Origin of the sequence: Streptomyces sp. NPDC058335, assembly GCF_042723915.1 — a bacterium.
GTDB lineage: Bacteria > Actinomycetota > Actinomycetes > Streptomycetales > Streptomycetaceae > Streptomyces.
On the sequence record NZ_JBHXHX010000001.1, the window covers coordinates 259,557 to 282,957 of the forward strand.

A 23,401-nucleotide genomic window follows, 5' to 3' on the forward strand; every position below is an offset into this window, starting at 1 on the left:
GGTCCGGGGGCGGGGCCTCCAGCTCACGCCGCGTGGCCTGCGGCGGGTCCCTCAGCTCACGCCGCGTGGCCGCCGTCCACCGCGAACTCCGCTCCCGTCACATAGGTCGCGCCCGCCAGGTACGCCACCATCGACGCCACCTCGCCCCCCGTCCCGAACCGCCCCAGCGCGGTCATCGCCGCCTGGCCTCCCGCATACGGCCCGTCCGCCGGATTCATGTCCGTGTCGATCGGCCCGGGATGGACGAGGTTCGCCGTGATCCCCCGCGGCCCCAACTCCCGCGCGAGCCCCTTCGTCAGCCCGACCAGCGCCGACTTGCTCAGCGCGTACAGCGTCCCCCCGGGCCCCGGCACCCGCTGGACCATGCAGCTGCCGATGGTGATGATCCGCCCGCCGGCGCCCATCCGCCCGGCGGCCGCCTGGGAGGCGAGGAAGACGCCCCGCACGTTCACCGCGAGCACCCGGTCCACGTCCGCGAGCGACAGGTCCTCCAGCGGGCCGAGCACGCCGACCCCCGCGTTGTTCACCAGCACGTCGAGCCCGCCCAGCGAGTCCACCGCCGTGCCGACCGCACCCGCCGCCTCCGCGGCGTCCGCGGAGTCCGCCCGCAGGGCCACCGCACGGCGTCCCAGGGCCTCGACGGCCCGTACGACGTCGTCGGCCGCCTCCTTGCCGTTCACGTACGTCAGGGCCACGTCGGCGCCCTCCCGCGCCAGCCGTACCGCCGTCGCCGCACCGATGCCGCGGCTGCCGCCGGTCACCAGGGCCACCTTGCCGTTCAGGGTCTTCTCCGAAGTCGTCATGGGTCCATCCCAGCGCCGGACGCCCCGCCGTGCTGGCGGCGAACGGACGCCGACCTCGGCGATGAGTTGCGGGGAGGCACGGGGTCTGACCTGATGACAGTGGACCTCACCCCGAGCACCAGCAAAGGAGGGCACCCGTCATGGGCAAGCTCGTCCTCACCGGTTTCGTCACCCTCGACGGCGTCCACCAGGCCCCCGGCGGCCCTCACGAGGACCCCCGTGGCGGCTTCGGTCAGGGCGGCTGGAGCGTGCCGTACGGCGACGAGGACTTCGGCCGGTTCGTCACCGAGGTCTTCGACCGCGCCGGCGCCTTCCTCCTGGGCCGGCGCACCTACGACATCTTCGCCTCCTACTGGCCGAAGGTGACCGACCCCGCGGACCCGGTCGCCTCCCGGCTGAACGCCCTGCCGAAGTACGTGGCCGCCTCCGCGCCCCTCGCCGACCCGGTCTGGCCGGGCGCCACCGCGGTCCACGGCGACCTCGTCAAGGAGGTCACCGACCTCAAGGAGCGCACCGACGGGGAACTCCAGGTGCACGGCAGCGGCGCCCTGGCCGGCAGCCTCCTCGCCATGGACCTGGTCGACACGCTGCACCTGCTGACGTTCCCGGTCGTGCTGGGCGCCGGCCGCCGCCTCTTCGCCGAGGGCGCCCGGCCGACCGCGTTCCGGCACACCGGCGGGCGGATCACCGCCGCAGGGGTCTCCATCCAGACGTACGACCTCGACGGACGGCCGAGCTACGGGACGTACGAGCTTCCGGACGGTGTCTAGCCGTCCTCGCCGGACCCGCTACTTCCGCCAGAACAGGTGGTGCGTCACGCCGCTCGGGCTGGGCACGACGTCCAGGTGGTACCGGTCGAGCAGTTCGTCGGGCGACTCCCAGAGTTTCAGTCCGGAGCCGAGCTTCTCCGGCGAGACCGCCACGTGCAGGGTGTCGACGAGGCCGGCGTCGAGGAACTGCCGGATGGTGGTGACCCCGCCGCCGAGCCGGACGTCCTTGCCCTGAGCCGCTTCCCGCGCCTGTTCGAGGACCGCGGCCGGGTCACCGCCGACGAAGTGGAACGTGGTGTCGGAGAGTGTGAACGAGGGACGCTCGTGGTGCGTCAGGACGAACACGGGCGTGCGGAACGGGGGTTCGTCGCCCCACCAGCCGCGCCACTCGTCGTCCTGCCAGGGCCCGCGCAGGGGACCGAACTTGTTGCGGCCCATGATCTCGGCGCCGATGTTGCGGGCGTAGTCCCGGGTGAAGTGGTCGTCGAGGCCCCGGCTGCCTCCGGGGTCGGTGCGCATGGGCCAGCTCGCCGTGGCGCCCGCCCAGGCGAACATCCTCCCGGGGTCGACGTGGCCGAAGGGCCGCTCGAAGCTCTGGTCCTCCCCGGCTCCGATGCCGTCGCTCGAGACGTTGAAGTTCTGGACTCGCAGCAGTTGAGTCACGTGTTCCTCCTGGTGCTGTCGGCAACGGAGACGAGACCGTCCGGGCGACCGTTTCTCATCGGTCCGGCCACGGCAGGTTAACTCCCGGAAAACTCGGCCGACTTGACGGGAAATTCCTGCGGTTGTCATTGACATGCCATCATCTACGCGCGTCATCATGGAGCCATGAGATTCCCCCCACGAATCACACGCATCGGCGGTGCCGCCGCCCTCCTGTCCGCCCTCCTCGTCGGCGGCACCGTCTCCGCCGGGTCGGCGAACGCGGCGGCGACCGCGGTCGGCAGCATCTGCTACAGCGACCTGCCCTCGCAGGCGTACACCACGCTGCGGCTGATCGACCAGGGCGGTCCGTTCCCGTACGCGCAGGACGGATCCGTCTTCCAGAACCGGGAAGGCATCCTGCCCTCGAAGTCCTCGGGCTACTACCCGGCGTACAGCCCGACTCGTCTGCCGCTCTTTATTTCCGCAGGTCAGATGCCGTGTTTGGCAGCTAAACAAACCCTCGGGGTCGAATCCGAGCTGCAGGTATCGTCGTTTCTGTCTGCTGCCCGTGCCGCATAACCGGGCATTCCGGGTGTCGAATGCGGTTCGGTGCCGCTCTGCAGCAGACATCTCGGATGCTGATGCACTCGGAAGTACATATACGAGCTGTCTCCTTGCTGACCTGCTCGGTCGCAATCTACGCACGGATGGGCGCGCCCTGCTGAATGCTCCTGCCGCGAAATACGACTAGTTCCTGGCGAAGGCGGTCGTGTTGTCAACGGTCCATTTGCAATCCCTCGGTGGCGACCAGATGTCCCTCGCACTCGTGACGTCTGGGGAGATGCTTGACAGTTCGTTCCCGTGACCTGCTTGACGCTGTCTCCGGAGATGGTTGGCGGTCCGAGGTGTTCCTCGACGCTCAGAGGCTGTCCAGGCGGTAGCGGGTCACCGGGTCACCTTTGCGGGGGTGGGTGGAGAGTTCGGTATCGCCGTCGAGGAGGCGGAAGCAGCCGTGGGCCTCACCGTCACCACCGCGGTCAACGGCGTCGAGATCGACAGCCGCACCCTCACCGGCGACCAGATCATCCGCCATGGCTACGGCTTCGCCGGCGGCAGCAACGCCACGATCCGCAACGTTAAGGTGACCGGCACCGGCGCCCCCGACTTCGCCATCGACCTCACCACCGGCGCGAACCCGTTCGAGGCCGGTATCGGCACGCTCTCGGGCCTGACCTTCCCGCCCAAGAACCCCTTCATCCCCGCCGAGAACGCGATTCTCCCCATCGCCAACCCGGCACCCCTGCTGCCCCGCGCCCGCCGTCTCCAAGGCCCGCCGGCAACGTCACCTTCACCCTCAACGGCGACCCCATCACCGTCGACGGCAAGTGGGCGACCCGCGACAACACCAACGAGCCCGCCTCCTGACCGACCAGAGCAACTACGACCGCACCGTCCTGTACGACACCTTCGACGTCACCGCATTCTTCCGCGACGGCCGCGAGAACGTCGTCGCCCCGAACTCGACCGTGGCTGGCGCGGGGTGACGACCCCTCAGGAGTGGTACTGCAGCTTGCCCCCTACAGCGGCGCGCCTCGCCTGCGCGCGAAGCTCGTCGTGACGTACACCGACGGCTCGGCCACCAGCCTCGTCACCGACAAGGACTGGCTCACCGCGGACGGCCTCACCACCTTCGACTCGGTGTACTCGGGGGAGAAGGACGACGCCCGCCGCGCCGACGAGTTAGGGAGAGTGGCGCTCGGCCGGCCACCGTGCTGATCCCGCCGGGCAGTTGCTCCGGACTGTCCCCGGGTACCACAGCACGCTTGCCGCGACGACGATCCCCGACGGCCATTGGCGGCTCACTCGGCCCTGGTACAGGATCGCGTCGACGATCTCTCACATCTCGTACCGGCCCTCATGACCGCTGACCGAGCGGTGCTGTCCCTTCCAGGACGTGATGACCGGCCGGATTAGCTGCCACGCCTCCAAGTCGCCTTAGCGTCAGCACCGCGCACTGACCGGTGTGATGTCCCGTCAACCGTTCGCGCTGCGCCCGGCGGCTGGCCTGGTAGCTAGACTTGCCGCTGGCTCTGGCCGGTGTCCCAGACCGTCTCATCGTCCAGGCGGTGGGTCGCGCCGAGGGTCGGGTATCAGCGCTGCCGCTGAGGTTCCTCGCGGCGACGGCCGTGCTCTACGAGCGCTCGGCCACCGCTCACACCTCCAGCACCAACCGCTCTCCTTCCGGTGCACGCGAGACGCAGGGCAACATGGCGCCGGCTGTACGTTCGGTGGCGGTGAGCCGACGGTCACGGTGATCGACCTGGCCATGGGCCACCCGTACCCGGCAGGTGCCGCAGAACCCCTGGCGGCAGGAGAACGGCAGGTCCGGCAGGGCCTCGTGGAGAACATCCAGGGCGGAGCGGTCGTAGGGCACCGGCAGAACCCGTCCAGTGTCGCCCAGTTGAAGTTCGAAGGGACGGCCGTCCGTGATCGGGACCGGGCCGAAACGCTCGAAGTGCAGGGACGACGCGCGGCTGCCACCGAACGCGTGCCGAACGCCGTCGATCATGGGCGCGGGCCCGCAGCAGTACACCGCACCCGCCTCCGGGATCGAGCTGAGTAGTTCGGCTGCTTCGGGCACGCCGGACTCGTCGTCAGGACGGATGGAGACCCGGCCATGGGCTGCGGCCGCCAGTTCGGCCAGCTCTGCCCCGAAGGGCATCGAGCCGCGGCTGCGGCCGGTGTGTACGAGCCTCCAGTCCAGCCCGCGTCGGGCGGCTTCCCGGGCCATCGGCAGGATCGGGGTGATTCCGATGCCGCCCGCGATGAGCAGGACGGATGCTTCGGCGGCGAAGGGGAAGGCGTTCCGGGGCGCGGTGACGGCGACCCGCACACCGTCTTCGAGGGTGTCGTGCACCTCGGCCGAACCGCCTTTGCCGTTGGCGATGCGGCGCACCGCGATGCGGTACCGGTGCCGGTCGGCAGGGTCTCCGCACAGCGAGTACTGCCGCTTGCGGCCGGAGGGCAGGTGCAGTTCGATGTGGGCGCCGGGCTGCCAGGGCGGGAGTGTTCCGCCGTCGGGTGCTGTCAGCCGCAGGGAGACGACATCCTCGGCCTCTTGCTGCTTGGTGGCGACCACCAGTTCCCGGATCGCGGGCATCTCGGTGGTCGGCGGGCGCCCAGGCGGAGTGCTGCGCCGCGCAAGGCGCGTGACCGCTTTGTCGCTGAAAGCCGCCAGCTTCTGCATGAAGGAGTCGCTGCGCGGCCTGCCGTACAGGTCCGGCGGCTGAGTGACGGATGTGCTGATGTCCATGTCCATGGGCTGCCTCGCTGGTCGCAGGCTCATCGGGCAGCCGCTCGGGCGGCGGGGGACGCCGCCAGGTAGGCGACCGCCTGTTGGGTCGAGCCCTCCTGGGTCGGGTGGTAGCCGGGGCGGAAGTAGCGCAGCACCGAGCGGGCGAACGCGCCCGGCGGGGGCAACAGGTTCTTGCGGGCCGCGGTCAGGTAATCGCGGAGGCGGACCTTGACCCGGTCGTCGAGTTCGGGGTCGGCGCTCATCAGGAAGCGGACTCCGCGGATCCACAGCCGGGTCAGCACCGGAGCCGTGACGAGCATGCCGACCACGCGGCGCCGGTAGCGGGGATCGAGGTGCACCAGCAGGTCGAACGCGACCGAACGGTGTTCAACCTCCTCCGCGCCGTGCCAGCGAAACAGATCGAGCATCGCGGGGTCCGCGCCGGCCTGGTCCAGGTGCCGGTTGCTGAGAATCCAGTGCCCCATGTACGCGGTGAAGTGCTCGAAGGCCGCTATGAGGGCGAGCCGTTGGAGGAGGTGCGCGTGTGCGGCGACCGGTGTCAGCTCGGGCCGGTCTCCGAGCACCCTCCGGAAGATCCATTCGGACTGCAGGGTGTACGGAGCCGGGTCCAGCCCCTTGGTGAGCAGGTGTTCCAGGACCTCCTGGTGCGCCTCGGCGTGCATCGCCTCCTGGCCGATGAAGCCGCGTACGTCCTCGCGCAGCCGGTCATCGGTGATCAGTGGCAGTGCCTGCTCGAAGGTGCGCACGAACCAGCGTTCGAGTTCGGGGAGCATGAGATGGAGCACGTCGAAGGTGTGGGTCGCGAAGGGCTCACCCGGCAGCCAGTGCAGTGGGGTGGTGCCCCAGTCGAAGGTGACGTCCCGGGGTTGCAACACCAGGTCGTGGTGGTCGATGGGCTCGGACGGACGCTCCGGGTGGGCATGTGCGGCATGTGCGGCTCGGAACATGACAGGTTCCTCCTCCGTCAGCGATCGGTGTGTGGGAAGGGGCACGTCAGGCAGGCGTCCAGTACTGCTGGTCTGTCAGATCGGGTGCGCGGTGTGGTCCGGACTGCGGCGGGAGCCTTCTTCGATGCGGTCGGCGAATTCCGCGATCCGGGACGCGACCTCCTCGGGGTGGCTGAGCTGTACCCAGTGCCCGGCATCGATCGGGCGCCGTTGTATCTGCCGCGTCCAGTGCTCCACTCCGTACGACAGCACCGGGGTGACGCAGAAGTCGCGCGTGGGAATGATGAGTTGAACCGGCACGGTGGTCGGCCGGTGCCGGGGACGCAGCAGGCGGGGCAGCATGTTGGCGCGGTACAGCGCGATGCCTGATGCGGCGTCGCGGGCCAGCGTCGGCGCCGGGTAGGGGGTGTGGTCGGGCACACCTTGGGAGCCGGTGAGGAAAGCGCGCCAGCGGTGTCCCAGTGCTCTCCAGGTCAGGGCGGGCAGGAGCGGAAGGTGGAAGTAGGCGATGTACCAGGACCGTGCGGCCTGTCGCAGCAGCTTCGGCAGGTCCGGGTGCCGCGGTCGGAGGCGGGCCCGGATCAGGTGGCCGACGTGGTCCAGGCAGGGTCCGGAGATGGACGTGAACGAGGCGATCCGCCCGGCCAGGCGGGTGCCGGTGACCGACTCCCAGGAGTGGATCGATCCCCAGTCGTGTCCGACCACGTGCACCGGGCGGTCGGGGCTCACGGCGTCGAGAACCGCCTCCAGGTCGGCTTCCAGGCGGGACATCCGGTAGGCGCGCAGTCCCCTGGGCCGGTGGGAGGCACCGGCTCCCCGCACGTCGAAGGCGGTGACGTGGAAGCGGTCGGCCAGGCGTTCGGCGACCGGGCGCCACACGGCGCTGGTGTCCGGATAGCCGTGGACCAGCACCACCGGAGGAGCCGTGGACGCTCCCCACTGGTAGGAGGCCAACTCCGCGCCGTCCGCGCCGTCCACGGCGATTCGGCGGGCGGCCGGGCCGGTCACCGGCCACCGCCGGCAGGGGTCAGTTCGCCGTAGTTCAGACCGCCGTGGAAGAAGCTGGGCAGCACCGGCCACTGCCGCTTGAACGGGGCCAGCTCCGAGGAGGGCAGGATCTGCAGCCAGCGCGGATCGCGCCGGCTGGCGTCGGCGAGGGTCTTCTCCTTGACCATGGAGTCGTACTGGTCGAGGGAGTCCTCCAGGGTGTTGGCGTTGGGCACCACCTCATGGCCGTAGAACGCGGCGTGGCGGCGCACCCCGGGGATGCGGGATAGCTCGGGCTGCCAGTTGTCGGCCGAGATGCCGTTCTCGGAGGAGACCCACACTCCGTCGGGGGTATTCAGCACCAGGGAGTGGTTGCCGTCCGTATGGCCGGGGGTCCACAACAGGCTGACGCCGACGCCGAGTTCGACATCGCCGTCGAAGGCGGCGACGCGCTCGGGCGGTACCCCGTCCATGCCTCCGTCGACGTACCAGGCCCACTGCATCGGATGCGTCGATTCGAAGGTGCCCAGCTCCCTGCGGTGCACCAGCAACCGGGCGCGCGGGAACAGCGCTTCGCGGGGCGCCCGTTCGCCGGGAATGATGCTGGTACTTCCCATGATCATGCGCACGTCCTGGACGTGCAGGTGGTCGAAGCTGACGAAGTCCACGTCCTCGGGTCGCAGACCGCAGGAGGGCAGGACAGTGTTCGGATCCTGGTAGAAGCGGGCGAAGACGTGCTCGGTGAGAAAGTCCCCTGCCAGCCGCTTGAGCTGGGCGTAGAACGGCGCTTGAGCCGTTCCGGCGGCGACGGTCGGCTCCCACACCAGTGTTTTCGGCTCACCGTCGAAGCCGTCGAACTGCACGACGAGCATCCGGTTGACGATGCTCACGAACGGATTGACGGCGAGCGCGGCGCCGTGGAAGCCGAACCGGGTCGGGTACGGGGCCGCGGCGATGTCGAAACTGCGGACGGCGCGGATGCGGCCCTGCTGGACGAACCGCTCACGGTATGCGGCCGCGGCGCCGCGTACGGCGCGCAGCCGGTCACCGCGGGGCCATACGTCGTGGACACCTTCGAATTCGGGGATGGGACGCAAAGCGGCGGCGTCCTGGACCCTCCTGGCCTTCTTCGCGCTGGGCGCCGGCTTGGGCGTGGTGGTCACGGGCTCAACCTTCGGGATGGCGGGCGGTCCGGGTGCGCTGCTCGTAGGCCGCGCGGACCGACCGGTCGGACAGGGCGGCGAGCTGGTCGGGGACAAGGAAGTGATGCAGGGCGTCGCGGGCACGGCCCGGCAGCACCGCGGCCAACCGGGTCAGGGCGGCTACCTGGCGGGGCACGAAGACCTCGAACCGCGGGCGCAGCACGACGTCGAGCACCGCGTCGGCCACCTGATCCGTCGTCAGGCGTCGGGTGGGGCCGGTCGCGGTGCCCACGGCCAGCTCGGTGTCCACGACGCCGGGCATCACCAGGGACACGTGCACGCCGGTGCCGCGCAGTTCGGCGCGGACGGCTGTGCTGTAGCCGTGGACGGCGTGCTTCGTCGCCGCGTAGGTCGCCTCGCCGGCCGGGGCGACCTTGCTGGCGGCGGAGGCGATGTTCACCACGTGGCCGTGACCGCGTTTCCGCATCCCCGGGATCACGAGTTTCATCCCCCGCAGTACGCCGTGGACGTTGACGTCGAACTGGCGCAGGGCGGCTTCCTCCGGTTCCTCCGCGAAGGGGCCCACCCACATGATTCCGGCGTTGTTGATCAGTACGTCGATCGGCCCGAGCCGGGTTTCCACGGTGTGCAGGAAATCTTCGAAGGACGGTGCGTCGGTGACGTCCAGAGGCAGCCCGAGCAGTTGGCCCCCGGGATGCGCGCCAATGGCACCGGCCGTCTCCATGGCGACCTCCGCGTCGAGATCGCCGATCGCCACGGCGGCTCCGGCCGCGGCGAGCCGGGCCGCGACGGCGCGCCCGATTCCGCGGCCCGCCCCGGTGACCGCGATCACCCGGCCGGTCAGCGGTTGAGTGCGGGGGAGCCTGTCGCGCTCTCTTCGGCTGAACGTGTACGGGTGCTTGGGCGGTGCTGCTGCCACGGTCGAGCCCCTTCCTTGCCCTGAGCATGAGCGGAACGCCGAGCGGCAAACGGCCCTCGTGCACTTCTGACACGATGCCGTGTCAGATGAACTGACAAGCTAGAGTGTCAGTTCGGAGCACACCGGTGTCAACACCTCTGCGAAGGGGAAAAATGACCGGCACACAGGCCGCCGGGCGGCGCTACGGCGGACGCGATGCGGCGCAACGACAGCAGGAGCGCCGCACCCGCCTCGTCCAGGCGGGCCTCGACCTGTTCGGCACGGCCGGATACGCCTCGGTCTCCGTCAAGCAGGTGTGCTCGCATGCCGGACTGACCGAGCGCTACTTCTACGAGTCGTTCCGCGACCGCGAAGACCTTCTCGCCGGGGTCTACAACGAGCTGATCACCACGATCAGCGCCGAGACCGCGCAGGCCGCAGCCGCTGCCGCACCTGATGTCGACGCCCAGCTGCGCGCCGGCCTCGAGGTCTTCATCCGCACACTCACCAGCGACGCCCGCAAGGCGCGCCTAGTACTCATCGAGGTCGTGGGCGCCAGCCCCCGCCTCGAAGTACGGCGCCGCGAGGTCCTGCATGAATTCGCCGCAATGGTCGCCGCCGTCGTCGCAACGCCACCTGGCCCGGAAGTCTCCTCCAGCCGGCTCACCATGACCGCGATGAGCCTGGTCGGCGGAGTCAACGAACTCCTCGTGGACTGGACGCTCGGCCACCAGAACGCCACCGTCGAAGAACTGATCGATCTGTGCCACACCCTGTACATCGCGGCCTACCGAGCCATCAGCGACCAGCCCTGATCACGCGGGCCCGGATTCCGTCCGGAGCTTCTGCACCGGACGTCAGCCCACGCCCTCTGCTCACCGGCCCGGCGCACTCAGCGGCCCTGTTTCGATCAGGGAGGCCGGCGAGAACCATCGCGCAGTGAAGGCAAGTGGCGCACCTGCTGACCAGGTGCGCCTGCGTCTCTGGATCGCAGTCACTGATTCCTACAGCAACCGGGGCAGCCATCCCAGTGCGCGGAAGCGGGGCTGGCAGGGCAGGGTAGCGGCGGGGCAGTCACCCGACGGTGGTCCGGCCGAAGATCTGCCGGGCGATGACCCACTTCTGGATCTCGTTGGTGCCCTCGTAGATCTCGCCGATCTTGCTGTCCCGGTAGATCGCCTCGACGGGGCCGGGGCTGCCGTCGGCACCGAGTTCGCGTGCGAAGCCGAGGCCTCCGAATGCCTGGACGGCGTCGCGCGCCAGTCCACCGACAGTTTGGTGGCGTAGTCCTTCGCCCTGTCCGCGTACAAGTGAACGCGCACAACTCCGCGATCGGCACGGCACACTACGGTTCCGGTTGCGCCCACGCTGCGGGAACGAGAGACCGGAAACTCGTAGTCATCATGAAGTCGCTGGATGTGAGGGGACTCGCAGTACTAGTGCAAAAGTGGTCAGCCGCAGATATTTTGGGTGCCACTTCAGACGCGCGTTACAAGAGGCGAGCTGTCGAAAGGGGGCGGCGCGTGCTCACGGTGCAGAAGACGACCCGGGACGTCAGCGCGGCTCAACGTTTCGAGTTCTGGCGCGAGGCGATCTCTGACACCTTCGTGGACCTCAATCCCACACAGGCCGCAGACGACGGCCGCGGCTTCGAGGGCCAGATCGCAGGCGGCCAGATCGGCGAGTCCCGGCTGTGCACCGTTGCAGCGCGGCCGCACCAGGTCGAGCGGTCGACGGGGCTCATCCGTCGCACGGGCGGCGACTACCTGTTCGTGAGTCTTCTTGTTCAAGGTGACATCGTCTACTCGCAGGCAGACAGGGTCGCCGAGCTCACTCAACCCGGTCAGCTGGTCCTGTACGACAGCGCGCGGCCCTACCGGGTGGCGTTCCGGCAGGACTCGAAGCAGGTCGTGGCGCGCTTTCCGCGAGACCTCCTCACGCGAAGGCTGCGAAACGTCGAGGGCGTCACGGCCCTCAGCATCGGCGGCCTGAACGGCATCGGAGCACTTGCATCGGGGTTGCTCCAGTCGCTGGCCGAGCGGGTGGCGGACGTCGAGGCCGAGGTGACTGCGCCGCTGCTGGACAATGCACTGGACGTACTGACTGCGGCGCTGCGCTGGCAGTCCGGGAGCAATGCAGACGCGGACGAATACCAGGACCTGCACCGAGCCCGCGCTCGCGAGTGCATCCGGAAGCGTCACTCCGACGCGTCGTTGACTCCTGCTGCCATCGCCCACGAGATCGGGATCTCCGAGCGCTATCTCTACCTTCTCTTCCACGCCGAAGGGACCTCGCCGGTGCGGCTACTCATGGAGGAGCGTCTCACCAAGGCACACGCGATCCTGACCCAGCGGGCGCCGCTCACCGGCACCATGGAATCACTCGCGCTGCGGCTCGGGTTCAAGCAGGCGAGCCACTTCAGCCGCGCGTTCAAGGAACGCTACGGACTGCCTCCGCGACAGTTCCGGGAACAGTCGCTTTAGAACCTTTCACGGAATGCTGCAGCTGACCTTGGATGTCGGTGTGTGATGGATTGTTAGCCTGCGCATGAAGGGGCGAGCAGTCGCCGTGGATCGTGCCGGATGGGCTGTGGGCGCGGATCGAGCCGTTGCTGCCGGTTGTGCCGCGCCGAACGGATTGCCCCGGCCGCAAGCGTCTGGACGACCGGAAGGGTGCTGTCGGGCATCCTGTTCGTGCTGTACACCGGCATTCCGTGGGAGTTCCTGCCCCAGGAGCTGGGCTTCGGCTCCGGCATGACCTGCCGGCGGCGTTTGCGTGACTTGAACGACGCGGGAGTCTGGCAGCGTCTGCACGAGTCGCTTCTGGCCGAGCTGAACGCCGTCGGCGCGCTGGACTGGTCGAGGGCGGTGATCGAGGGCTCGCACGTCAGGGCGCTCAAGGGCGGCCCAAAACAGGACCGAGCCCGGTCGACCGTGCCCGAACAGGCTCCAAGCACCATCTGATCACCGAAGGGCACGGCATCCCGCTGGCGGTGTCGCTGACCGGCGGAAACCGCAATGACGTCAGCCAGTTCATCCCCCTGCTCCAGGCCGTCCCGCCCGTACGCGGCCGGCGCGGACCACCCCCACAACGACCGGTCGTGGTCTACGCCGACCTGCGGCTACAACCATGACGAGTACCGCAAGCAGGTGCGGGCCCTGGGGATCACCCCGGTCATCGCGCGGCGCGGAGTCGGACACGGTTCCGGGCTGGGCGCGCACCGCTGGGTGGTAGAGCGGAGCTTTGCACTGCTGCACTGGTTCCGCGGACTGCGCGTCCGCTGGGAGATCCGCGACGGCATCCACGAGGCCTTCCTCGGCCTGGCCTGCAGCATCATCTGCCGACACCGACTGGTCAACCACTCACTCTGTGAGGAGTCCTCAGGCTGACGCGAGGCTCGACGCTGCTTCGTGGCAGCTGTTCGTGAAGGCGGGTGTCCGGCGTCTGGCGTCGTGCCCGCCACGAGCCCGGCTTCGACAACGCGGGCTTTTCCGTACGCCCGCCCTGCTGACTCTGCGCGCTGAGGCAATCACCTGTGCGGGCACGGATACGCCGCCCGGCATGCGGACGTGGCTAATTATCCACGTCCGGCGATCGGGAAAGGAGAGAACGAGCATGGGTCGCAGTGAGATCGACGCCCTCGTGCAACAGATCCGAGAGGCGCCGCTGTCGTTCGAGGCGCCCGCTCCTCAGCTGCGGGAGATCTTCGAAGGGATGCTGGAGTCCTTCCCGCAGCCCGAGACCGAAGTGGTGGCCGCCGACATCGCCGGCGTCCAGGTCCTGATGGATGCCGACCAGACGGTCGACGCGCCGGTGCTGCTCTACCTGCATGGCGGTGCCTACGTGGCGGGGACGGCGAGCGGGTACCGCTCCCTGTGGCTGGCGCTGGCCGACGCCGGTCACGCCCGTGGTGTCGCCCCCGAGTACCGCCTGGCACCCGAGGCGCCGTTCCCGGCGGCCCTCGACGACGCGGTCGCCGTGTACTCGGCGCTCCTCGACGATGGTGTGCGCCCGGACCGCATTGCCCTGGCCGGCGACAGCGCGGGCGGTGGGCTGGCGCTCGCGCTGATGCTGTCGCTCCGAGACGCCGGCATGCCCCTGCCTGCCTGCGCGGTGCTGCTGTCGCCGTGGCTGGACCTGTCCTGCACCTCCACTTCCATGAAGACCAAGGCGCAGGCCGATCCGTCGCTCACTCCAGCGGGGCTGATGATCCGGGCCGCCGAGTACCTGGGGGATGAGGACGCCGCACACCACCTGGCGAGCCCCCTCCACGCCGACCTCCAGGACTTGCCGCCGTTGCTCGTCGTGGCGGGTACGGCCGAGATCCTGTTGTCGGACGCCACGACGCTGGCCGCTCGCTGTGGCGAGGCGGATGTCCGGGTCACGCTCGAGATCTGGCCGCACTTGGTCCACGTCTTCCCGCTCTTCGCTTTCGCGCTGCCCGAGGGGCGCCAGGCACTGGACTCCGCCGGCGCGTTCATCAGGCAACGCACGGGCCTGTCGACACCGAGAAGTCACTGACCTTCTCCTGCACCTCAACCCCACCCGCACGGCCACATCCTCTGATCGCCGAAAGGGCATCGACATGACATCCGGAGCAACCACCGAGTACGACGTCGTGGTGGTCGGCGCTGGCTTCGCCGGTGTGTACATGCTTCACCGCGCCAAGCAGGCCGGGTTCACCGCACACCTCTACGAGGCCGGAGACGGACCAGGTGGCACGTGGTACTGGAATCGGTACCCGGGAGCGCGCTGCGACTTCGAGAGCCTCGACTACTCCTACTCCTTCGACGACGAGCTCCAGCAGGAGTGGAACTGGCCCGAGCGGTACTCCGGGCAGGCGGCGATCCTCGAGTACATCGAGCACGTCACCGACCGGTTCGGGCTCCGTGGGGACATGACCTTCGGGACAAGGGTGGCGGGCGCGTCCTTCGACGAAGGGACGGATCGCTGGCTCGTCGAAGGGGAAGGGGGGCCGCTCGCTGCGGCCCGCTGGCTGGTCATGGCGACCGGTTCGCTTTCGAGCCCGCGCTTCCCGGACATTCCGGGTATCGACAGCTTTCAGGGGCGTACGTTCCACACCGGGGCCTGGCCCGATGAGCCCGTCGACTTCACCGACCGGCGCGTCGCCGTCATCGGCACGGGGTCCTCTGGGGTGCAGGTCTCCGTCGAGATCGCCAAGCAGGCTGAACACCTGTACGTCCTGCAGCGAACCCCCAGCTTCATCGTGCCTGCACTGCACGAGCCGCTGAATCCCGACACCCTGGCCACGGAGAAGGCCGGATACGCCAGGCGCAGGGAGCTCGCGCGTCACTCACCCCTTGGCGTGGACTTCGCGACCCGCCCGGAGCCGGCCATGGCTCTCTCTGCGGAGGAGAGGACCGCGGAGTTCGAGCGCCGGTGGCCGGTCGGCGGCGCCGCACTCCTGCTCGCGTTCCCGGACCTGCTTGCCGACGAAGCGGCAAACCAGGCTCTGGCGGACTACCTGAAGGGCAAGATCCGGGACACCGTCCAGGACGAACAGACTGCTGCTCTGCTCACGGCCATGGACTACCCGGTCGGGGCGCGGCGACTGGTCGTCGGGCCTGGCTTCCACGCGATGTTCAACGAGCCGCACGTCGACCTGGTGGACGTAAGGAGCGCCGCCATCACCGAGTTCCAACCCTCGGGCATCGAGACCGAGGACGCCCTCTACGAGGTCGACGACGTGGTCTTCGCCACCGGGTACGACGCCATCACGGGAGCACTGCTCGCGATGGACATCCGAGGTCGCGAGGGGGAGCCGCTCCGTGATCACTGGGCGGCCGGACCGCTCACCTATCTGGGGCTCCAGGCCGCCGGCTTCCCCAACCTCTTCTTCATCAACGGCCCGCAGAGCCCCTCGGTGTTCAGCAACATGGTCCACTCGCTGGAGCAGCACGTTCAGTTCATCGGGAGTCTGCTGGAGACCGCCCGGGCGCGCGAGGCGACGACTGTCGAGGCGACTGCGGACGCCGAGTCCGCCTGGGTCCAGCACGTGTTCGACGTGGCCTCGCCGACGTTGTTCATGAAGACCGCGTCCTGGTACATGGGCGCCAACGTGCCCGGCAAGCCCCGCGTGTTCATGCCCTATGTCGCCGGGGTGCCTGCGTACCGCGCCACCTGCGACAAGGTCGTCGAGAACGACTACGAGGGATTCGACTTCAACTGACGGGGTCCGCGAAGCGGACTTCACCGGACAGCGCCTCGGGCGGGCCGTCACCAGCCGGGCCACACATCTTGCGCGGTTCACTCAACGAGGAGAAGAACAGCATGACGACACACCGCAGAACCATGGCCGCGGTGGCGGCCCTGATCGCAGTCGCCTCCTTCGCCGGATGCACGCGGAGCCCGGGCGACGCCAAGGGGAAGGCCGACTCCGATCTCGGCCAGAAGGTCGCCAGCTCGGACATCAAGTGCGGGCTCTCGAACGGCAAGAAGGCCGCCGGCAAGCCGATCAAGGTCGGTGCCATCTCCACCATGTCGAACGGCGTCGACTTCTCTTCGAGCCCGTTGGCCGCCAAGGCGTACTTCGACTGCGTCAACGCCAATGGTGGCATCAACGGCCGCCCGGTCGACTACGACAGTCAGGATGACGCCCTCGACCCGCAGAAGGGGTCCGCGCTCGCAACACAGTTCGCGGAAAACAAGGACGTGGTCGCGATGGTGGGCGATGCCTCGTTCGTCTCATGCGGCATCGAGCAGCCGATCTACGCGGCCGCGGACCTCTACTCCATCACCGGCGTCGGTGTCCCGCGGTCGTGCTTCTTCAGCAAGAACATCGCCCCGGTCAACGGCGGCCCGCGACTGAGCATGGTGTCGCAGGCGAAGTTCCTGGTCGACGAGTACGGCGCCACGTCGATCTCGACGCAGGTGACGGGCCTGCCCGACCTGGGTGACTGGCTGGTGCAGGGGCTGAAGGACTACGCGAGGGACGCCGGCATCGCCGTGCCACTGGGTGAGCCTGCCCCCGTCCCGGTCAAGGACGCCAACAGCGTCGCCGTCAGCATCGGCAAGAGCGGCACCGACGCCTTCATCGCAGGATTCCCGGGTCCCGACAACGCCTCGGTACTCAAGGCAGCACTCCAGCAGGGTCTCCAGGACAAGGTGCGGTTCGGATGCCTGACCTCGTGCTACGACAGCACCTTTCCGTCGCAGATCGGCGACGGCTGGAACGGCAAGTTCACCACCAACTCCGAGTTCACCCTGCTCAATGCCAAGACCCCGGACAACCTCAACTGGCGTGCGGTGATCTCCAAGTACGGCGAGCCCGACCAGGTTCGGGATTCCTTCTCCCAGGCCGGCTACGTCGCCGCGCGGATCCTCGTCGACACCCTGATGAGCCTGGACCCGAACGACATCACCAGGAAGTCGGTGTCGAAGGCCGTCGTCGGAATCAAGGACTTCAAGACCGACATGATGTGCACGCCCTGGTACTTCGGCGACAGCGACCACCACAACGCCAACCACCAGCTGCACAACGTCAAGCTCGACGGTGACGGCAATTTCGTCCCGGGTGCCGACTGCTTCGAGACCCCGGACCCCGAGCTGGCCGACGTGTTGGCCCAGGAAAAGGCGGACCCGTCGCTCATCGGTAAATGATCACCTCGCCGGGTGCCCGGGATCGGGTGGGCACCCGGCCGCTCGCCCCTGCACACACTGTCACGCTCGAAGAGGCCTCGGATGCTGTCCTATCTCGTGACCGGCCTCGCGGTCGGCGCCCTCTACGCACTCTCCGGGACGGGACTCGTCGTCCTGTACCGGGCTTCCGGCACCCTGAACCTCGCGTACGGCGCCGCGGGTGCCGGCGGGGTGCTGCTCTGCTGGGAGCTGTACACGTTCCAGAACCTGACCATGCTCACCGCGATCACTATCGGGGTCCTGGTAACCACGGCTCTGTCCCTGGCCTGGGGAGTGTTGATCGAGCCGCTGCTCATGGGCCGCGACGTTCTGGTCAAGGCCGCTGCCACGCTCGGACTCGCTCTGGCGATCCTCGGTCTGTGCAACTGGTACTGGAACGACAAGGCTCGGTCGTTGAACCTGCCCAGTGACGCGCATGGCTTCGACCTTGCCGGGGTCCGCGTCAACCTGACGCAGGTTCTCGCTTTCGCAGTCGCGCTGCTGGCGACGGTCCTGGCGAGCACGTTCCTGCGCACCTCGGTGACCGGCACGGTGATGCGTGCGCTCGCCAACGATCGCCAGCTGTCCAGCATGCTCGGGGTACGCGTTCGTCGCGTCGAAGCGCTCGCCTGGCTCATCAGTGGGTTCACCGCCGGGGTGAGCTCGATCCTTCTCGCGGACCTGACCCTGCTCACGGCGAACAACCTGACGTTCCTGGTGATCCCGGCACTGGCGGCCGCGCTCATCGGCCGGTTGGAGTCGCTGTGGCTGACCTTGGCCGGTGGACTGGTCATCGGTGTGGTCGAAGCGTCCCTGACGCAGTTCCCCGCCATCAGCCCGTACCGGGCCATGGCGCCGTTCGTGATCGCCATCGCCGTGACTCTGTGGCTGGGGCGGCACAAGGTCTACTCGATGAGGTCGATGGCATGAAGCTCGGCACACACGCAACGGCTCGCCGAACCCTCGTGGTGGGTGCGCCGGCAATCATGGGGGCCGCGATCCTTCTCGGTCTCGTCACTCCGATCCTTCTGACCGGCTACTGGACGAAGATCGCGACCCTGGCCGCCGTCTTCTCCGCGGTCGCAGCAGGCGCCGGGCTGCTGTACGGGCGCCTCGGCTACGTGTCCTTGAACCAGGTGGCCCTCACGGGCGTGGGCGGCTGGGTCTTCCTGCGCATCGCGCACGAAGTGGCGCTGCCCAGCCCGGTGCTCCTCGTGCTCGCAGGGGCAGTGACCTGCGTCATCGGCACCGTCATCGGGCTGCCCTCACTCCGGCTAAACGGGCTCATCCTCGCGCTGGTGTCCCTGATGGCGGCCGGCGCCTTCGAGATCCTCTTCTACGGCACCGGGTTCCCGGACGGCGGTGGAGGCTTCACGGGGAGAGCCACTGGCGCCCAGCTGGCCCGCACCGTGCCCCGGCCCGACTTTGCGACGTCCGACGACGCCATGTTCCGCTACACGGTCATCGTGGTCGGCATCCTGTTCCTCATCCTGTGGGTCACGCTCCGCGGCCGGGTCGGGCGTGCATGGGCCGCCATCCGCCAGTCCGAAGCCGGCGCGTACGCCACCGGAGTGCCCGTGACGCGGTACCGGCTGTTGGCGCTGGCCCTGACGTCGTTCTCCACCGGCGTGGCAGGAGCGCTGCTGGCGACCGGAACCGGTCGTCTCGATCCGATCAGCTTCCCGGCCCAACAGAACATCGTGCTGTTCGCGGTGGTCCTCATCGGCGGTGCCTACTCCCTCTTCGGGGGCGTCCTGGCGGGCCTTCTCTACGTGGCCTTCCCGGCCGTGCTCAACGACCTGGGCATCGACGCGAACCTGGTGTTGGTGATCCTCGGACTCGGCCTCGTCCAAGCGCTCGTGACCGCACCGAGAGGGATGGCCGGACAGGTTCAGGGACTCATGGCACGGCTCCGGCTCCCTGAGCATGTTCTCTCCGGCAGTGCCGGGCGGAGTCCCGACCGGCCCAGAGGCGACCAGACCGGCGAACCGGCAGAGGGGTCGAGCGACCTCGGCGCCTCGGAGAGGGCGGCACAAGATGCTTGAGATCCAGAGCCTCACTCTCCAATTCGGCGGTGTGAAGCCTCTTGACGACGTCACCGCGACCTTCGGACCAGGTGTGAACGGACTCGTCGGCCCGAACGGTGCCGGCAAGACCAGCCTGCTCAATGTCGTCAGCGGCTTCTACCGGCCGGCTTCGGGACGCATCCACGTCGACGGCATCGACCTCGGCTCCCTTCCGCCACACAAGCGGGCACGCGCCGGCGTGCGACGGACCTTCCAGCAGGAGCAGGTCATTCGCGAGCTCAGTGCGCACGACAACGTCCTGCTGGCCGCGGAGAGCCTGGGCCTGGGGCGCGGCGACGTCGCAGAGGTCCTGGACGAAGTGGGCCTCTCGAACGTCTCACGACGGGCAACGGACCTCAACATGATGGAGAGACGGCTGGTGGAGATCGCCAAGGCGCTGTTGGGGAAGCCCCGCGTGATCCTGCTCGACGAGCCCGGGGCGGGACTGGCGGAAGCCGACACCGCGTGCCTGGTACCGCTGGTACGCCGCATGGCCGAGCGGAACGATGCCGCGGTGGTCCTGATCGACCACGACATGGAACTGGTGTCCTCAGTCTGCTCCGCGGTCACCGTCCTCGACTTCGGGCGGCTGATCGCCCACGGACCCACCGCTGAAGTCCTGGCCTCGTCGCAGGTGCGACGCGCGTACCTCGGAACGGAGGAGGTGGCATGAGTCGCCGGAGGGACCGCAATGGGCCGGTCACAGGATCCTTGGTGATCAAGGATCTCCAGGTGTCGCGCGGTGGGCGGCCGGTGGTTCGAGGGGTGGACCTTGCCATCCCGAGCGGCAGGATCACGGCACTTCTGGGGCCGAACGGGGCGGGCAAGTCGAGCCTCGTGCTGGCCCTCACCGGCGTGCTTCCCGCTGACTCGGGCTCGGTTCAGGTGGACGGCCTGGAGGTGCGCGGTCGCCGTCCGCACGCCGTCCGCGAGTCCGGACTCGCAGCGGCTCCGGAGGGCCACCGCATCCTGAGCGACCTGTCGGTCGGTGACAACCTCCGCGTCGCCGGCTCCCGGATGCGCGGGCCCGCCTATGACGAGGGGCTTCGGCGGGTTCTCGAGCTCTTCCCTGAGTTGGAGACTCTGCTGAACCGACGCGCGGGCAAGCTCTCGGGCGGCCAGCAACAGATGGTCGCGCTGGGACAAGCGCTCATCGACAGCCCGCGGTTCCTGGTCATCGACGAGCTCTCCCTCGGTCTCGCACCGGTCGTTGTCCGGCGGCTCGCCGCCAGCCTGGGCCAGATCGCCCAGCAGGGAGTCGGCGTACTCCTGATCGAGCAGTTCACCACCCTCGCCCTCTCGCTCGCCGACAGGGCCGCGGTCATGGTGCGGGGCCGGATCCAGCTCACCGAGGACGCCGAGACCCTGCGACTCAACCCACACCTGGTGCACAGCGCCTACCACCTGATCGACGACAAGTCCCCGGCCCAGAGCCGGCCGGCTCTTCCCGCGGGGCACTGACGTCGTCCCGAGACCACCACCATCGAAGAGGAGAAAAGAATGACGAACTTCAGCGGACGGACCGCCGTGATCACTGGGGGCGGCGGTGGCATCGGCCGTGCCACCGCGGTGCGGCTGGCCGAGGCCGGTGCAAACCTGGTGCTCGTCGATCGAGACGAAGCCGCTCTCGCCGAGACGGCCGCACTCCTCGACACGGCGACCACACTCACCCACCTCGGTGATGTCAGCTCGTCGGCCGACGTGGCCGCCTACGTCAAGGCTGCCATCAGCCGCTTCGGCGCGATCGACGCGTTCTTCAACAATGCCGGCATCGAGGGTCCCGTCGCTCCGTTGGCGGAGTACCCCGAGGACGGATTCGACAAGGTCGTCGCGGTCAACCTGAAGGGGGTCTTCCTGGGCCTGCGCCACGTGCTGCCGATCATGATCGAGCAGAAGAGAGGAGCCATCGTGAACACGGCATCCATCGCGGCCGAGCTCGGGCTTCCGGCCACAGCGGCCTACAACGCAACCAAGGCCGGGGTGTGTGCCCTGACGCGTACGGCGGCCACCGAGGTTGCGCACCTGGGTATCCGGGTCAACAGCGTCGAACCGGGTGTCATCGAGACGAGGATGACCCGCTCCCTCTCGCAGGACTTCAACCCAGCCGACCCCTCGGCGGCGTGGAACGCGATGGCGGGGTCCACCCCGATGGGACGGTTCGGTACGCCGGACGAGATCGCGACCGTGGTCAGGTTCCTGCTCTCCGACGAGGCGAGCTACGTCACGGGAGCGGCGTGGCAGGTCGACGGCGGCGTCATCAACTGCAAGGTCGTCGCGGACAACGTGTGACGAGTGGCTCACGAGGAGATCAGATGGAGACCGTCCACGCGCCCGTGGCCCTCATCACCGGTGGCGGCACAGGCTTCGGTGCCGCCACCGCCGAACTGCTGACCGCCCAGGGCTGGAACGTCGCGATCTGCGGTCGCCGGCCGGGCCCCCTCGCGTCGGTCGCCGCGCGCACCGGAGCACTCGACCTCGTCGCAGACCTGATCGAACCCGGAGCATGCGCCGACGTGGTCGACCGCACGGTGGCGCAATTCGGCCGCCTCGACGGGCTTGTCCTCAACGCCGGGGTCCAACGCCTCGGTGACCTTGAGTCGACGACCCTCGAGGACTGGGACCTCATCATGAAGACCAACGTCACCGGTCCCTTCCTCATCGCGAAGCGAGCGCTCCCGAGTCTGCTCGCCAGCGGCGGGCGTGTGGTGGCGGTGTCGTCCGTGGCCGCGGTCCGCACCGCACTGGGCATGACCGCGTACGGCACCTCGAAGGCAGCGCTGACCTCACTCGCTCTGTCCCTCGCCGTCGAGTACGGCCCCCGTGGCCTGCGCGCGAACGTTGTGTGCCCGGGGTGGGGCCGCACGGAGATGGCCGACGACGAGATGGCCGTCATCGGGAGCTCGCGAGGGCTGGACGTCGACGCTGCCTATGACCTGGTGACCTCGCTCGTGCCCATGCGGCGCGCCGGGTGGCCGAAGGAGGTGGCAGAGGCGATCGTCTGGCTTCTGTCCGACGGATCGTCCTATGTGAACGGCGCCACCCTCACGGTCGACGGCGGACACACAGCACTGGACCCCGGTACGGTCCCCTTCGACCCACGCGTCACCATCCAGGGCTGATGACGTGCCATGGGCCGTGTCGGAATCGCCATGACGGCGTATGCAACACACCGTCGCCGCGAGGTGGATCGCGTCGCGAACCTGGTCCGCGAGTGTCGCCTGGACGATCGTGCCGACGTACCGGACTTTCGCCGGGCCGAGCAGACCCTGGCCGGTCGCATTCCCCTGCCCGCCGGCGTGCGTCCGTCCACGGGTGAGTTGGGCGGCGCCCCGGTCCTGGCCACCGCTGCACGTGGGGACACCACGGCGACTGTGCTGTACGTGCACGGCGGCCTGCACGTGGCAGGGTCGGCGCGCGGCCACCTTCGCCTCTGGTCGACCATCGCGGGGCTATCAGGCGCCGCAGGGGTATGCGTCGCCCTGAAGAGGGCCCCGGAACATCCGTTCCCGTTCGCGCTCGGCGACGCCTTCGCCGCGTATCGCGGCCTCCTGAGCCGCGGCACACCGGCACGTCGCATCGTCGTGGCGGGAGACTCGTCCGGTGCCGGGGTCGCACTGGCCACTCTGGTCGCTGCCCGAGACAGCGGGCTTCCGCTGCCGTGCGCCGTCGTGTTGCTCTCACCGTGGGTCGACCTCGCGTCTCAGCACCAGTGTGACCACGTGGATTCCGTCGCGGATGTCTCGCAGACCGGCCTGTCACGCCGGGGCCACGACTACAGGGCGGGGGCCGATGCGTCGATTCCTCTCATCAGCCCCATCAACGCCGACCTGCGCGGCCTTCCGCCCGTCCTCATCCAGGTGGGCTCGGCCGAGCTTCTCGCCTCGGACGCGCACCGCCTCGCTGCTCGCGCGATGGCAGCGGGAGTCAGCGCGGCCCTGGAAGTGTGGCCCGGGATGATGCACGCCTTTCAGCGTTTCGACTTCCTGCTGGCCGACGCCGCCTCGGCGCTGGTGTCCGCAGCGGACTTCATCAAGGAGCAGCTGAGACTGGCGCAGGTCGGCAGGACCGGTGCCGCCCAGGTGCGCTCCGTCCAGTCGCGCGACATCGGCGCCCCGGAGGGGACGTGAGATGAGAGCGAAGGCAATGGTCATCGATCAGGTCAATGGCG

Annotated in this window: 25 protein-coding genes and 2 pseudogenes; 17 read left to right on the top strand and 10 right to left on the bottom strand. The window is 68.8% G+C overall.

Features of this window, described 5'->3' with window-relative positions; genetic code table 11:
- Positions 1-56: 56 nt before the first annotated feature.
- Entirely contained in the window at positions 57-803 is a 747-nt protein-coding gene (locus tag ACFWJX_RS01160; RefSeq protein ID WP_383234940.1) for an SDR family oxidoreductase, read from the bottom strand.
- Between the two features lie 140 nt (positions 804-943).
- On the opposite strand from ACFWJX_RS01160, the gene ACFWJX_RS01165 reads away from it, so the two are divergent.
- Positions 944-1,573: a dihydrofolate reductase family protein gene (locus tag ACFWJX_RS01165; protein WP_383234943.1), complete on the top strand. Its 630-nt coding sequence runs from the start codon at positions 944-946 to the stop codon at positions 1,571-1,573.
- Between the two features lie 18 nt (positions 1,574-1,591).
- On the opposite strand, the gene ACFWJX_RS01170 is transcribed toward ACFWJX_RS01165, so the two are convergent.
- Positions 1,592-2,236, bottom strand: coding sequence for a dihydrofolate reductase family protein (locus tag ACFWJX_RS01170; RefSeq protein ID WP_383234946.1), 645 nt, complete (start codon positions 2,234-2,236; stop codon positions 1,592-1,594).
- A 165-nt stretch (positions 2,237-2,401) separates the two neighbouring features.
- Between ACFWJX_RS01170 and ACFWJX_RS01175 the strand changes: the two genes are divergently transcribed.
- The gene (locus tag ACFWJX_RS01175; RefSeq protein ID WP_383234949.1) at positions 2,402-2,797 is read left to right on the top strand and encodes a ribonuclease domain-containing protein; all 396 of its coding nucleotides are present in this window, start codon (positions 2,402-2,404) and stop codon (positions 2,795-2,797) included.
- A gap of 340 nt (positions 2,798-3,137) precedes the next feature.
- Here the strand turns inward: ACFWJX_RS01175 and ACFWJX_RS01180 are convergent, their stop codons facing one another.
- Positions 3,138-3,311, bottom strand: coding sequence for a hypothetical protein (locus tag ACFWJX_RS01180; RefSeq protein ID WP_383234951.1), 174 nt, complete (start codon positions 3,309-3,311; stop codon positions 3,138-3,140).
- Positions 3,312-3,603: 292 nt separating this feature from the next.
- Here ACFWJX_RS01180 and ACFWJX_RS01185 point away from each other — a divergent pair, with 292 nt between their 5' ends.
- Together ACFWJX_RS01185 and ACFWJX_RS01190 are read left to right on the top strand one after the other, a co-directional pair.
- Positions 3,604-3,762, top strand: a complete 159-nt coding sequence (locus tag ACFWJX_RS01185) for a hypothetical protein (protein WP_383234954.1) — start codon at positions 3,604-3,606, stop codon at positions 3,760-3,762.
- A 13-nt stretch (positions 3,763-3,775) separates the two neighbouring features.
- The gene (locus ACFWJX_RS01190) at positions 3,776-3,994 is read left to right on the top strand and encodes an alpha-L-rhamnosidase N-terminal domain-containing protein (RefSeq protein WP_383234957.1); all 219 of its coding nucleotides are present in this window, start codon (positions 3,776-3,778) and stop codon (positions 3,992-3,994) included.
- A 123-nt stretch (positions 3,995-4,117) separates the two neighbouring features.
- Here the strand turns inward: ACFWJX_RS01190 and ACFWJX_RS01195 are convergent.
- From ACFWJX_RS01195 to ACFWJX_RS01220, 6 genes and pseudogenes are all read right to left on the bottom strand, one after another.
- Positions 4,118-4,207, bottom strand: a pseudogene (locus tag ACFWJX_RS01195) (IS5/IS1182 family transposase); the annotation flags it as partial.
- A gap of 223 nt (positions 4,208-4,430) precedes the next feature.
- Complete coding sequence (locus tag ACFWJX_RS01200) at positions 4,431-5,531, bottom strand: PDR/VanB family oxidoreductase (protein WP_383234959.1); 1,101 nt, start codon at positions 5,529-5,531, stop codon at positions 4,431-4,433.
- A 29-nt stretch (positions 5,532-5,560) separates the two neighbouring features.
- Positions 5,561-6,481, bottom strand: a complete 921-nt coding sequence (locus ACFWJX_RS01205; protein ID WP_383234962.1) for a metal-dependent hydrolase — start codon at positions 6,479-6,481, stop codon at positions 5,561-5,563.
- A gap of 75 nt (positions 6,482-6,556) precedes the next feature.
- Positions 6,557-7,489 carry an alpha/beta fold hydrolase gene (locus ACFWJX_RS01210; RefSeq protein ID WP_383234965.1) on the bottom strand — a complete coding sequence of 311 codons (933 nt, stop codon included), beginning with the start codon at positions 7,487-7,489 and terminating at the stop codon, positions 6,557-6,559.
- Positions 7,486-8,631 (bottom strand): hypothetical protein, encoded by a 1,146-nt coding sequence (locus tag ACFWJX_RS01215; RefSeq protein ID WP_383234967.1) that lies wholly within the window; start codon positions 8,629-8,631, stop codon positions 7,486-7,488. The genes ACFWJX_RS01210 and ACFWJX_RS01215 overlap by 4 nt, the downstream gene beginning before the upstream one ends.
- A gap of 4 nt (positions 8,632-8,635) precedes the next feature.
- Positions 8,636-9,550 (bottom strand): SDR family oxidoreductase, encoded by a 915-nt coding sequence (locus tag ACFWJX_RS01220; protein WP_383234970.1) that lies wholly within the window; start codon positions 9,548-9,550, stop codon positions 8,636-8,638.
- A gap of 152 nt (positions 9,551-9,702) precedes the next feature.
- Here ACFWJX_RS01220 and ACFWJX_RS01225 point away from each other — a divergent pair, with 152 nt between their 5' ends.
- Positions 9,703-10,344 carry a TetR/AcrR family transcriptional regulator gene (locus ACFWJX_RS01225; protein WP_383234973.1) on the top strand — a complete coding sequence of 214 codons (642 nt, stop codon included), beginning with the start codon at positions 9,703-9,705 and terminating at the stop codon, positions 10,342-10,344.
- Positions 10,345-10,603: 259 nt separating this feature from the next.
- Here the strand turns inward: ACFWJX_RS01225 and ACFWJX_RS01230 are convergent, their stop codons facing one another.
- Positions 10,604-10,873, bottom strand: coding sequence for an acyl-CoA dehydrogenase family protein (locus tag ACFWJX_RS01230; protein WP_383234975.1), 270 nt, complete (start codon positions 10,871-10,873; stop codon positions 10,604-10,606).
- Positions 10,874-11,052: 179 nt separating this feature from the next.
- Between ACFWJX_RS01230 and ACFWJX_RS01235 the strand changes: the two genes are divergently transcribed.
- The 12 genes and pseudogenes from ACFWJX_RS01235 to ACFWJX_RS01290 all read left to right on the top strand — a co-directional run bounded on the left by ACFWJX_RS01235 (position 11,053) and on the right by ACFWJX_RS01290 (position 23,360).
- Entirely contained in the window at positions 11,053-12,012 is a 960-nt protein-coding gene (locus ACFWJX_RS01235) for a helix-turn-helix domain-containing protein (protein WP_383234977.1), read from the top strand.
- Between the two features lie 89 nt (positions 12,013-12,101).
- Positions 12,102-12,918 (top strand): annotated as a pseudogene (locus tag ACFWJX_RS01240) (IS5 family transposase).
- 226 nt (positions 12,919-13,144) lie between these two features.
- Positions 13,145-14,050, top strand: coding sequence for an alpha/beta hydrolase (locus ACFWJX_RS01245; RefSeq protein ID WP_383234980.1), 906 nt, complete (start codon positions 13,145-13,147; stop codon positions 14,048-14,050).
- Positions 14,051-14,114: 64 nt separating this feature from the next.
- A complete protein-coding gene (locus ACFWJX_RS01250; protein ID WP_383234983.1) occupies positions 14,115-15,719 on the top strand; it encodes a flavin-containing monooxygenase in 1,605 nt (534 codons plus the stop codon).
- A 101-nt stretch (positions 15,720-15,820) separates the two neighbouring features.
- Positions 15,821-17,149 (top strand): ABC transporter substrate-binding protein, encoded by a 1,329-nt coding sequence (locus ACFWJX_RS01255; protein ID WP_383234986.1) that lies wholly within the window; start codon positions 15,821-15,823, stop codon positions 17,147-17,149.
- An 81-nt stretch (positions 17,150-17,230) separates the two neighbouring features.
- Positions 17,231-18,097, top strand: coding sequence for a branched-chain amino acid ABC transporter permease (locus tag ACFWJX_RS01260; protein WP_383234988.1), 867 nt, complete (start codon positions 17,231-17,233; stop codon positions 18,095-18,097).
- Complete coding sequence (locus ACFWJX_RS01265) at positions 18,052-19,212, top strand: branched-chain amino acid ABC transporter permease (RefSeq protein WP_383234991.1); 1,161 nt, start codon at positions 18,052-18,054, stop codon at positions 19,210-19,212. The genes ACFWJX_RS01260 and ACFWJX_RS01265 overlap by 46 nt, the downstream gene beginning before the upstream one ends.
- A gap of 31 nt (positions 19,213-19,243) precedes the next feature.
- Positions 19,244-19,906 (top strand): ABC transporter ATP-binding protein, encoded by a 663-nt coding sequence (locus ACFWJX_RS01270; RefSeq protein ID WP_383234994.1) that lies wholly within the window; start codon positions 19,244-19,246, stop codon positions 19,904-19,906.
- 41 nt (positions 19,907-19,947) lie between these two features.
- Positions 19,948-20,694: an ABC transporter ATP-binding protein gene (locus ACFWJX_RS01275; protein ID WP_383234997.1), complete on the top strand. Its 747-nt coding sequence runs from the start codon at positions 19,948-19,950 to the stop codon at positions 20,692-20,694.
- A 39-nt stretch (positions 20,695-20,733) separates the two neighbouring features.
- The gene (locus ACFWJX_RS01280; RefSeq protein ID WP_383234999.1) at positions 20,734-21,522 is read left to right on the top strand and encodes an SDR family NAD(P)-dependent oxidoreductase; all 789 of its coding nucleotides are present in this window, start codon (positions 20,734-20,736) and stop codon (positions 21,520-21,522) included.
- A 23-nt stretch (positions 21,523-21,545) separates the two neighbouring features.
- Positions 21,546-22,352 (top strand): SDR family NAD(P)-dependent oxidoreductase, encoded by an 807-nt coding sequence (locus tag ACFWJX_RS01285; protein ID WP_383235001.1) that lies wholly within the window; start codon positions 21,546-21,548, stop codon positions 22,350-22,352.
- A gap of 30 nt (positions 22,353-22,382) precedes the next feature.
- Positions 22,383-23,360: an alpha/beta hydrolase gene (locus tag ACFWJX_RS01290; protein ID WP_383235004.1), complete on the top strand. Its 978-nt coding sequence runs from the start codon at positions 22,383-22,385 to the stop codon at positions 23,358-23,360.
- Positions 23,361-23,401 lie beyond the last annotated feature (41 nt).

Coding starts and splice junctions, on each gene's coding strand:
- ACFWJX_RS01205 (WP_383234962.1), bottom strand. CDS start 6,481: ATGTTCCGAGCCGCACATGCCGCACATGCCCACCCGGAGCGTCCGTCC.
- ACFWJX_RS01245 (WP_383234980.1), top strand. CDS start 13,145: ATGGGTCGCAGTGAGATCGACGCCCTCGTGCAACAGATCCGAGAGGCG.
- ACFWJX_RS01160 (WP_383234940.1), bottom strand. CDS start 803: ATGACGACTTCGGAGAAGACCCTGAACGGCAAGGTGGCCCTGGTGACC.
- ACFWJX_RS01165 (WP_383234943.1), top strand. CDS start 944: ATGGGCAAGCTCGTCCTCACCGGTTTCGTCACCCTCGACGGCGTCCAC.
- ACFWJX_RS01290 (WP_383235004.1), top strand. CDS start 22,383: ATGACGGCGTATGCAACACACCGTCGCCGCGAGGTGGATCGCGTCGCG.
- ACFWJX_RS01285 (WP_383235001.1), top strand. CDS start 21,546: ATGGAGACCGTCCACGCGCCCGTGGCCCTCATCACCGGTGGCGGCACA.
- ACFWJX_RS01280 (WP_383234999.1), top strand. CDS start 20,734: ATGACGAACTTCAGCGGACGGACCGCCGTGATCACTGGGGGCGGCGGT.
- ACFWJX_RS01250 (WP_383234983.1), top strand. CDS start 14,115: ATGACATCCGGAGCAACCACCGAGTACGACGTCGTGGTGGTCGGCGCT.
- ACFWJX_RS01225 (WP_383234973.1), top strand. CDS start 9,703: ATGACCGGCACACAGGCCGCCGGGCGGCGCTACGGCGGACGCGATGCG.
- ACFWJX_RS01180 (WP_383234951.1), bottom strand. CDS start 3,311: ATGGCGGATGATCTGGTCGCCGGTGAGGGTGCGGCTGTCGATCTCGAC.
- ACFWJX_RS01200 (WP_383234959.1), bottom strand. CDS start 5,531: ATGGACATCAGCACATCCGTCACTCAGCCGCCGGACCTGTACGGCAGG.
- ACFWJX_RS01255 (WP_383234986.1), top strand. CDS start 15,821: ATGACGACACACCGCAGAACCATGGCCGCGGTGGCGGCCCTGATCGCA.
- ACFWJX_RS01175 (WP_383234949.1), top strand. CDS start 2,402: ATGAGATTCCCCCCACGAATCACACGCATCGGCGGTGCCGCCGCCCTC.
- ACFWJX_RS01260 (WP_383234988.1), top strand. CDS start 17,231: ATGCTGTCCTATCTCGTGACCGGCCTCGCGGTCGGCGCCCTCTACGCA.